This is a genomic window from Novosphingobium sp., from assembly GCF_031424035.1.
Lineage (GTDB): Bacteria > Pseudomonadota > Alphaproteobacteria > Sphingomonadales > Sphingomonadaceae > Novosphingobium.
Map to the genome: position 1 here is coordinate 1 of NZ_JANPGP010000044.1, position 9,139 is coordinate 9,139.

11 protein-coding genes and 1 tRNA gene are annotated in these 9,139 nt (G+C 64.4%); 5 read left to right on the top strand and 7 right to left on the bottom strand.

The annotated features are described in order from the left end of the window. On the bottom strand, nt 1-678 hold a 678-nt coding region (gene trmD / locus RMO89_RS06120; RefSeq protein WP_310531863.1), incomplete at its 3' end, for a tRNA (guanosine(37)-N1)-methyltransferase TrmD. A gap of 80 nt (nt 679-758) precedes the next feature. Between trmD and RMO89_RS06125 the strand changes: the two genes are divergently transcribed. Then, nucleotides 759-1,613 (top strand): hypothetical protein, encoded by an 855-nt coding sequence (locus RMO89_RS06125; protein ID WP_310531864.1) that lies wholly within the window; start codon nt 759-761, stop codon nt 1,611-1,613. Here RMO89_RS06125 and RMO89_RS06130 read toward each other — a convergent pair. The 6 genes from RMO89_RS06130 to RMO89_RS06155 all read right to left on the bottom strand — a co-directional run bounded on the left by RMO89_RS06130 (nt 1,608) and on the right by RMO89_RS06155 (nt 5,667). Next, entirely contained in the window at nt 1,608-2,411 is an 804-nt protein-coding gene (locus tag RMO89_RS06130) for a hypothetical protein (protein WP_310531866.1), read from the bottom strand. The genes RMO89_RS06125 and RMO89_RS06130 overlap by 6 nt on opposite strands. Before the next feature lie 125 nt (nt 2,412-2,536). Continuing rightward, complete coding sequence (gene rimM, locus RMO89_RS06135; protein WP_310531868.1) at nt 2,537-3,040, bottom strand: ribosome maturation factor RimM; 504 nt, start codon at nt 3,038-3,040, stop codon at nt 2,537-2,539. Between the two features lie 3 nt (nt 3,041-3,043). Next, nucleotides 3,044-3,583, bottom strand: a complete 540-nt coding sequence (gene rpsP / locus RMO89_RS06140) for a 30S ribosomal protein S16 (protein ID WP_310531870.1) — start codon at nt 3,581-3,583, stop codon at nt 3,044-3,046. A gap of 41 nt (nt 3,584-3,624) precedes the next feature. Beyond that, on the bottom strand, nt 3,625-5,097 hold the full coding sequence (gene ffh / locus RMO89_RS06145) for a signal recognition particle protein (protein WP_310531871.1): 1,473 nt from the start codon (nt 5,095-5,097) through the stop codon (nt 3,625-3,627). An 81-nt stretch (nt 5,098-5,178) separates the two neighbouring features. Then, a tRNA-Ala gene (locus tag RMO89_RS06150) sits at nt 5,179-5,254 on the bottom strand. Nucleotides 5,255-5,355: 101 nt separating this feature from the next. Then, nucleotides 5,356-5,667 carry an FYDLN acid domain-containing protein gene (locus tag RMO89_RS06155; protein WP_310531872.1) on the bottom strand — a complete coding sequence of 104 codons (312 nt, stop codon included), beginning with the start codon at nt 5,665-5,667 and terminating at the stop codon, nt 5,356-5,358. A gap of 199 nt (nt 5,668-5,866) precedes the next feature. On the opposite strand from RMO89_RS06155, the gene aroA reads away from it, so the two are divergent. From aroA to RMO89_RS06175, 4 genes are read left to right on the top strand one after another with little or no spacing between them, the layout of a single operon-like run. Next, nucleotides 5,867-7,192: a 3-phosphoshikimate 1-carboxyvinyltransferase gene (gene aroA / locus RMO89_RS06160; RefSeq protein ID WP_310531877.1), complete on the top strand. Its 1,326-nt coding sequence runs from the start codon at nt 5,867-5,869 to the stop codon at nt 7,190-7,192. After that, nucleotides 7,189-7,446, top strand: coding sequence for a CBU_0592 family membrane protein (locus RMO89_RS06165; protein ID WP_310531873.1), 258 nt, complete (start codon nt 7,189-7,191; stop codon nt 7,444-7,446). Before aroA ends, RMO89_RS06165 begins: the two co-directional genes overlap by 4 nt. After that, complete coding sequence (locus RMO89_RS06170; protein WP_310531874.1) at nt 7,443-8,069, top strand: d(CMP) kinase; 627 nt, start codon at nt 7,443-7,445, stop codon at nt 8,067-8,069. Before RMO89_RS06165 ends, RMO89_RS06170 begins: the two co-directional genes overlap by 4 nt. A 47-nt stretch (nt 8,070-8,116) precedes the next feature. After that, nucleotides 8,117-8,743 (top strand): 2OG-Fe(II) oxygenase, encoded by a 627-nt coding sequence (locus RMO89_RS06175; protein WP_310531875.1) that lies wholly within the window; start codon nt 8,117-8,119, stop codon nt 8,741-8,743. Nucleotides 8,744-9,139: the final 396 nt, after the last annotated feature.

Genomic DNA, 9,139 nt, shown 5'->3' on the forward strand with positions numbered 1-9,139 from the left:
CTCCCAAAGATCCGGTCTGCGTAACCGTGTATCGATCTCGGACTGTGACTTTCGCCAAGCCGCGATCTTCGCATGATCCCCCGATCGCAGCACTTCGGGGATCGTGCGTCCTTCCCACTCGGCAGGCCGGGTGTAGTGCGGATACTCAAGGAGGCCGTTCTCGAACGACTCCTCAGTCCCGCTGGAAGCCGCGCCCATTACGCCGGGAAGCAGGCGAATGCAAGCATCAAGCAGCATCAGCGCGGCCGGCTCTCCACCCGACAGGACAATGTCGCCAACCGAGACTTCCTCCACCTGCCGCCCGGCGAAGATCCGCTCGTCAAAACCCTCGAACCGGCCGCACAGCACGATCACGCCGGGACCGGCGGCAAGTTCACGTACGCGGGTCTGAGAGAGCGGCTTTCCGCGCGGGGTCATGGCGATCACGGGGGCATCCGGATTGAGGCTGCGGGCATGATCAATGGCGCTTGCGAGTACATCCGCCCGCAGCACCATCCCCGCCCCGCCGCCAGCGGGTGTGTCATCAACTGTGCGGTGCTTGTCCGCCGCGAAATCGCGGATCTGGATCGCATCAAGCGCCCACTTGCCCTCGTCCCGCGCGCGGCCGGCAAGGCTGATGCCGAGCGGGCCGGGGAACATCTCGGGATAGAGGGTGAGGACGGCTGCACGGAATGTCATGGCACGCGCCTTTCGGCCAAATCGCGCGGCGGCGCAATTGCCGACTTGCAGGCGCCTCCCGCAAGGGCGAAGGTGGAGGCATGCGCAAGTCCCTGATTTTGCCTCTGGCGCTGATCGCCGCTCCCTTCCCCGCCCTTGCCGAGGAAATCGGCGAATGCCGTTTTGACCGCGACACCTTGACCTTTGCGGGAACGCCGATTGAGCAGGCCAGTTGCCTGCTGCGCAAGATCGAGAAGTTCGCGGTGAGGAAGCCGCAGCCGGTGCCGCCGGTCTTTTCCCGGCTGCTGACGAACGCGCCGTCGCCCAGCGCCGCGCACAAGGCGGCGGCGATCGCGGCATTCCCGGAGCCTTACCGTGCTTATGCCCAGGTCCACGCCGATGCGCCGGTGTCGCAGACCGAGGAGGGCGTCCCGCTGCAATACTACGTGATTCACGATACCAGCACGCCGTTCTACAAGTCCGATCCGTTTCCCAAGCGGCTGGATCAGGATCTGAAGGTCAACTCGTTCCAGCCCTATATTTCGGACGAGATCGCCAATGAGCCCGTCGCGCACATCTTTCTCAACCGCGTCGGGCAGATCTGGGCCGGGCATGAATTCCAGGAACCTTGGCGCGCGACCAAGCTGGAAAGCCGCGTGGTTGGCCCCCGCGCGCGCGGGCGGTTTGTCCATATCGAGACGGTCCAGCCGCGCCGCTTCGTGGGCGATGCAACCACCCGCGCGGCGACCGAGGGGCCAAAGCCGGGCTTTTCCAAGGCGCAATACCGGATGCTGGCAGCGCTCTACGTCTATGTCAGCGCACGTGCCGGTCGCTGGCTGATCCCGGCCCAGCACAACACCGTCGACGCCGGTATTCCCGATGCCCACGACGATCCGCAAAACTTCGACATGAAGCAGTTCGGCAAGGAAGTGGAAAAGTTGGTGAAGGTATCATGAGGCAAGCGTGATCGTCGGCCCGAGAACAAGGGCGAACGCCAGCGATGCCGCGAGCCCCACCAGCACGATTATCCAATTCCGTTCGATACGGAAAGGCAAGGCTGCGCCACTGCCGGTCCGGGCAGAAAAACCGATCGAGATCATCCCAGCCTTGCCGCCAAATGTAGCCGCCAGCGCAGATGCCAGCGTCACGAACAAGCCGACCGGGTTGGGCAGGCTGGCAAGCACCGCCGAGAGGCACAAAACGGCGTAGAACACATGAGCAATCTTTCTGCGTGTCACCCTCGTTCCGATTCCTTGGCCAATCATTGCCGTCAAGCTCGCTGTCCCCGCCCTGACCAGCATGACGTAGGCAAGCCCTCCACCCAGCGCGAAGCCAAAACGCCAGATCCCCGAATGCGGCAATAACCCGATGCCGCCGCCTACGCCCGGGCCCAGATCGCCCATTCCGGAAATGCCGGAATACAGGACATAGCCCGCTGCTGAGAAGGAAAAGCACAAGGCGCAATACCAGACCACAAGTCGTGCCAGATCGCTCTTGAACCGCCCGCGCATTTGCCAGAATATCAGGCCAAGCACTGCATCGATGCCGGGCCCGGCAAGAGCAACCAACCGGCGTGTGGAATCATCGGGACTATGACAGGTTGCGTAGAAAGCGCCCAACTTGGTCACTGTTCCGCCAGTGGCAAGGCACATTGCAGCGTGGCCCCCGATCTCGTGAACCATCGTAGTGATTGACATGAGCAGCAGGGCGAGCCCTGCGATCGTCAAACCATCGATATCCTGCTTGTTTTCCAAGACTTGCGCCCCCGCTGCCTACTTGGAGATATAAGGACGTAGCGCCGCCTGTCACCAGCAGGTTTTTATCATTGCAGGATTATTGTTCATATCGCCCGCAAACAGCGGCGCCTGAACGGTGGGGATCATTCCCGTGAAAAGGCCTCGGCGATGACCATGCGCGCAGCATCCCATTCGGGAACCGCATGGTCTCGCATCGGCACCATGAAGCGCTTGCCGTCCGGACGCTGGACTTCGACCACGTCGCCAGCGCCGAAATTCTCTACCGCCACAACCGTACCGAGCGCGTCTCCGGTGGTGGAAACCGCTGGAAGGCCCAGCAGATCAGCGTAGTAATATTCGCCCTCGGCCAGCGGCGGCAGTGCCGAGCGGGCGACTGTCAGCGCGGTGCCGCGCAGGGCCTCGGCGGTGTTGCGGTCCTTAACCTCGGCAAAGCGGGCAATCGCGCCGCCCTTGCCGTCGTCCTTCAGCTTCTCGACGCTGAGCGCCTTGCCGCCGCCAAAATCGTTGAAGGCGCGGAATCGCTTGAGCGAGTCCACGCCTTCACCGAACAGTTTGAGCCGGACTTCGCCCGCGATGCCATGCGCGCCGATGATGGCGGCGAGCGTAACGGGCTTATCCTGCGCCAAGGATCAGCCCTCGGCCGGAGCCTGAGCGCTTTCGCCCGAAGCGGCATCGGCTTCGTCGCCGGCATCGCTGTTGGGGGTCGCTTCGTTGGCTTCTTCAGCAGCCGGGGCTTCCTCGGCAGCAGCTTCTTCAACGGCGGGAGCAGCAGCAGCGGCGGCAGCAGCTTCAGCGGCTTCAGCCTCGGCAGCCTTCTTGGCTTCTTCGGCTTCAACCAGCTTCGCAGCCTTGTCTTCAGCGCGGTCCTTGGCCTTCTTGCCGGGTTCGCCCTTGCTAGGGTTCACCGTGGCAGCGCGTTCCTTGATGCCGGCCTTGTCGAGCATGCGGGCAACACGGTCGGTCGGCTGGCCGCCAACGCCGAGCCAGTAACGCACGCGGTCCTCGACGAGGCGAACGCGGTTTTCGTCGTCCTTGGCGAGCAGCGGGTTGTAGGTGCCGATCTGCTCAAGATACTTGCCGTCGCGCGGGGCGCGGCTGTTGGCAACGACGATCTTGTAATAGGGGCGCTTCTTGGAACCGCCACGCGAAAGACGAAGGGAAACAGACATTTGAACTACCTTTCGAAGTAATCAGTTTATTTCGGTTGTACTTATTTCTTGAGAAGATCGTTGAGGTTGGAGGGCATCGAACCGCCGAGGCCGGGGAGCGCGCCACCAGCTCCGCCCATACCGCCGCCGCCGCCCATTCCACCCATTCCGCCGCCGCCCATTCCGGGCATTCCGCCCTTGCCGAACAGCTTGCCGAGCGCGCCAAGGCCGCCCATCTTGCGGATCTGCTTCATCGCCCGTTCCATTTCCTGATGCATCTTCAGGATCTTGTTGACGTCCTGCACCTGCGTGCCGGAGCCCTTGGCGATGCGGATCTTGCGCTTGGCGTTGAGCAGGTCGGGCCGGGTGCGTTCCTTGGCGGTCATCGAACCGATGATCGCATCCATGTGCAGCAGAACCTTGTCGTCCATGCCCGACGACGCCATCGCCGCCTTTGCCTTTTTCATGCCGGGCATCATGCCAGCCAGCGCACCAAGGCCGCCCATCGACTGCATCTGGCGAAGCTGGGTGCGCAGGTCGTTCATGTCGAACTGACCCTTGGCCATGCGCTTGGCCATGGCCTCGGCCTCTTCCTCCTTGATCGAGGCAGCCGCCTTTTCGACGATGGAGACAATGTCGCCCATGCCAAGGATGCGGCCAGCCACGCGGCCGGGGTGGAAGACTTCGAGCGCGTCGAGCTTTTCGCCCATGCCCGCGAACTTGATCGGCTTGCCAGTGACCGCGCGCATCGAAAGCGCCGCGCCGCCGCGCGCATCGCCGTCCATGCGGGTCAGGATCACGCCGGTGAGGTCAACCTGACCGGAAAAGCTCTGCGCCACGTTCACCGCGTCCTGACCGGTGAGCGAATCGACGACGAGCAGCGTTTCCTTAGGAGAAGAGATGGCGGCAACCGCCTTCATCTCTTCCATCAACTGCTGATCGACGTGGAGGCGGCCCGCAGTATCGAGCAGCAGCACGTCGACTGCCTGCAGCTTGGCCGCCTGCATGGCGCGGGCGGCAATCTCTACCGGCTGCTGGCCGGCGATGATCGGCAGGGTAGCAACACCAACCTGCTCGCCGAGCACCCGCAGCTGTTCCTGCGCGGCGGGGCGGTTGACGTCGAGCGACGCCATCATCGCCTTCTTGCCGTGCTTTTCCTTGAGCAGCTTGCCCAGCTTGGCGGTCGAGGTCGTCTTGCCCGAGCCCTGGAGGCCGACCATGAGGATGACCACCGGCGGCGCGGCATTGAGATCGAGGCCGGGAACATCTTCCCCGCCCAGCATTTCGACCAGCGCATCGTTGACGATCTTGACGACCTGCTGGCCGGGCGTAACCGACTTCAGGACCGACTGGCCGACGGCCTTTTCAGTGATGTCATCGATGAAACGGCGGGCGACGGGCAGCGCGACATCGGCTTCGAGCAGCGCGATTCGCACTTCGCGCATGGCATCGCGAACGTCCTGTTCGTTGAGCGCGCCGCGCCCACGCAGCTTGTCAAAGACACTGCCGAGGCGGTCTGACAAGGTTTCGAACATGGAACCAATTCTCCAAAACGCGAAAAAAGCCGGTGGGCGAAACCTCGCCAACCAGCTGCCTTCAAAAGCATATTTTATGAATGGTGGAGCCTAGCGGGATCGAACCGCTGACCTCCTGCATGCCATGCAGGCGCTCTCCCAGCTGAGCTAAGGCCCCGTACCATTCATTCCGGTCCGCCTGAAAGGTGAACCACCCCCGTGCCATTGCCCGGGAAGGCCCGCCCATTAGAAGCGGCTCCCGAGCTTGGCAAGAGGGTTTTAATTTTCGTCGTCGTCGCCATCAACCCCGGCAACGCCAAGGTCATCGTCGCCGCCCAGATCGACGTCGTTGTCCGGGCTGTCACCGTCCTCGTCGATGTCGATATCGTCTTCGGCCAGATCGGAGTCGGCCACGACGACGTCCTTCTTGACCTCTTCAAAGGGAATCGGCTGCTTTGACTTCAGCACCGGATCGATGTTCCAGGCATAGCCGCATTCGATGCAGGTGATCGGATCGTCCTTGCCGAGATCGTAAAAGCGGGTGCCGCACTTCGGGCAGCCGTGCTTGGCACCCCATTCAGCCTTGACCATGTCCATTCCTCGTGTGCGCCGCGCGGCGCGAAAATCGCTTGAAACCTTGCGGCGAAGGCTTGCGCCAACGCCCCGCCCATCCTGAGCCTGTCGAAGGACGCGCGCCTTGCCATAGTGCGCCCGCGCTGTCAAAAGCCGCGCGCATTTCCGCCTGCCCTGACGAAAGCTCCGACCCTTGAGCCACTCCGATGCCGCCGCCATGCGCCCGCGCCGCTTCCGCCCTGCCGGAGCCTTGCGCGGAGAGATTCGCGTGCCGGGCGACAAGTCGATCAGCCACCGCTCGATCATGCTTGGCGCGCTCGCCGTGGGCGAGACCCGCGTCACTGGTCTGCTTGAGGGCGAGGACGTGCTGTCCACCGCTGCCGCCATGCGCGCAATGGGCGCGCGGGTGGAGCGCGAGGAAATCGGCGAATGGGTGGTGAACGGCGTCGGCGTCGGCGCACTGCTGCAACCGCAGGCGCCGCTCGATATGGGCAATTCGGGCACTTCCACGCGCCTGCTGATGGGCCTTGTCGCCAGCCATGCCATCGACGCAACTTTCGTGGGCGATGCCAGCCTGTCCAAGCGGCCGATGGGCCGGGTGATCGAGCCGCTGTCACGCATGGGCGCGGCGTTCGATTCGGCTGAGGGTGCCAAAGGATCTCAGACCCTCCCCCTTACCGTGCGCGGCGCTTCGCCCGCCGTGCCGATCGAATACCGCCTGCCCGTCGCCTCGGCGCAAGTGAAGAGTGCGGTCTTGCTCGCCGCGCTCAACACGCCGGGAATCACGACGGTGATCGAGCCGGTGCCGACCCGCGACCATTCCGAACGGATGCTGCGCGGATTCGGCGCGGAACTGGACGTTGAGGAAGTGGATGGGACGCGCGTGATTCGCCTGCGCGGCGAGGCTGAATTGCGCCCGCAGGTGATCGAGGTTCCGGGCGATCCCTCGTCCGCCGCCTTCTTCATTGTCGGCGCACTGATCATTCCCGGCAGCGAACTGCTGATCCGCAATGTCGGACTTAACCCCACCCGCGCCGGGCTGATCGGCCTGCTACGCGACATGGGCGGGCGCATCGATGAAGAGAACCCACGCGTGGTTGGCGGCGAGCCGGTGGCGGACCTGCGCGTCCATCATTCCCCGCTGAAGGGCATCGAGGTCGATCCCACGCTTGCCCCCAGCATGATCGACGAATTCCCGGTGTTCTTCGTCGCCGCCGCGCTGGCGGAAGGCCGCACGGTCACCTCGGGCCTCGACGAATTGCGCGTCAAGGAGAGCGACCGCCTCTCCACCATGGCCGCCGCTCTGACGCTCGCCGGGGCGAGCGTGACCGAGAACGAGGACGGCCTGCTCATCGATGGCACCGGCGGTGATCCGCTGGCCGGCACCGAAGGCCCGATCACCACGCACCTCGATCACCGCATTGCCATGGCCATGGCCATTGCCGGCATGGCCAGCGTCAAGGGCGTCGAAGTGGACGATACCCGCCCGATCGCCACCAGCTTCCCGGTGTTCGAGGAACTGCTCGAGGAGGTAACCCGGTGACTTTCGACTGGGCCAATGTGGTCGGACTGATCGGCAGCACCCTGTTCCTCGCGGCCTTTGCCTATGCCAATGCTGCGCCGAAGATGGACAAACTGCTGTTCAACGCAGCCAACCTTGTCGGCGCGGTGCTGCTGCTCGCATCGCTGTCGGTCCACTTCAACCTTGCCGTCGTGGTCCTGGAACTGTGCTGGGGGGTCATCGCCCTGATCGGGCTGGTTCAGGCAATCCGCGCCCGCAAGGCGGCCCGCCCATGATCATCGCCGTCGACGGCCCGACCGCCTCGGGCAAAGGCACCATTGCCAAGGCGCTCGCCGGGCATTTCGGGCTGCCGCATCTTGATACCGGACTGCTTTACCGCGCGGTCGGGCGGCAGTGTTTTCTGGACGGTGGCGATCCGGACGACAGCGCCGATGCCCTTGCCGCCTGCTCCTTTCCGGACAGCCTGCTGGGCGATGCCGAACTGCGCTCCGAGGCGACCGGCGGTCTCGCCAGCCGGGTCTCGGTCCACCCGTCCGTGCGGCAGGCGCTTTACGAACGCCAGCGCAGCTTCGCCACCCAGCCGGGCGGTGCAGTGCTTGACGGGCGCGACATCGGCACGGTGATTGCGCCTGAGGCCGAAGTGAAGCTGTTTGTCATCGCCTCGGTCCCGGCCCGCGCCGAACGGCGCTTCCGCGAGATGGAGCAGGCAGGGCGCGAAGCCTCGCTCGATTCGATCGCCGCCGACCTCGAAGCACGCGACCGCCGCGATGCCACCCGGGCCGCCGCGCCGTTGCTCGCCGCCGAAGACGCCGTGGTGCTCGACACCTCGCTGCTCAACCGCGAAGAGGCCATCGCCCGCGCCATTGCGCTCGTCGATCTTATCCGGGAACGCGGCTAAAGGTTAACCGCGTTGGCAGGGCGTTTACCTCGTTGTAAACGCTGGCAATGGCCCGCCAGATAGTCCCCGGCTACCTCGTGATCGACGATTTCCTGCCGGATGACCTAATTTCCCAACTCGATGCACAGGTTGCCGCTGAAGAGCCGCGCCTGTTCGAAATCGCCATCGATAGTGACATCAACGGCCACGGCTATGCCGGATCGCGCCGGCTATGGCAGGCACCCGGGGGCCTCGGCCACTGCGAGCCAGCCTTCACAGCCGCCGTCTCCGCGCGGCTCGGCGACCTGTTCACTGCCACTGGCATCCAGCCCTGCCCGCCCGCTCGCTATGAATACGAGCTCAACGCCCAGTTCGACGGCGCCTTTTTCGAGCGCCACATTGACAGCGACTTCGGACCCGCCGCCGCCGCGCGCACAACTGACCGGGTGATCAGCGCGGTCTATTACTTCTCGCGGCCATCCGCGCGCCATACTGGCGGCGAACTGGAGCTGTTCGCCTTCAACGGCACCGAACCGGCGGTATCCATCGCTCCCCGTCGCAACCGCCTCGTCGCCTTTCCCAGTTTTGCCTGGCATCAGGTCGCGCGAGTTTCAGCGCAGGACGAGGGCCTCGCCAATGCGCGGCTGTCCATCAACTGCTGGATCCACCGCGCCCGCCCGGGCACGGCCGACTAGGCTTCGGAGCCCCGCTCGGGCTGGCGCAAAACCGCCCAATTTCCTTGCTTTTCGCCGCCCCCTCACCTAGGGCCCAGCCGTCCTGACGGCCTTCGGGCTGACGGGATGCTGCGGCAGGCAATCCGGCCTCTGCAGGAAACGGCCCTTTTGGCCCACGCCGGCAATCCCGCCGGGGTGGAGAAAAGACCAGCGGATACAACCGCTTGGCCGGAAACATCGATGCTAAGGAAACTGAAAATGGCAACCACTGCCACACCGACTCGCGACGATTTCGCCGCGATGCTCGACGAATCGCTGGGCGGCGCCGCCAGCGGCGGCTTCGAAGGCCGCGTAGTCAAGGGCACCATCACCGCAATCGAAGGCGACAAGGCCGTCATCGACGTTGGCCTCAAGAGC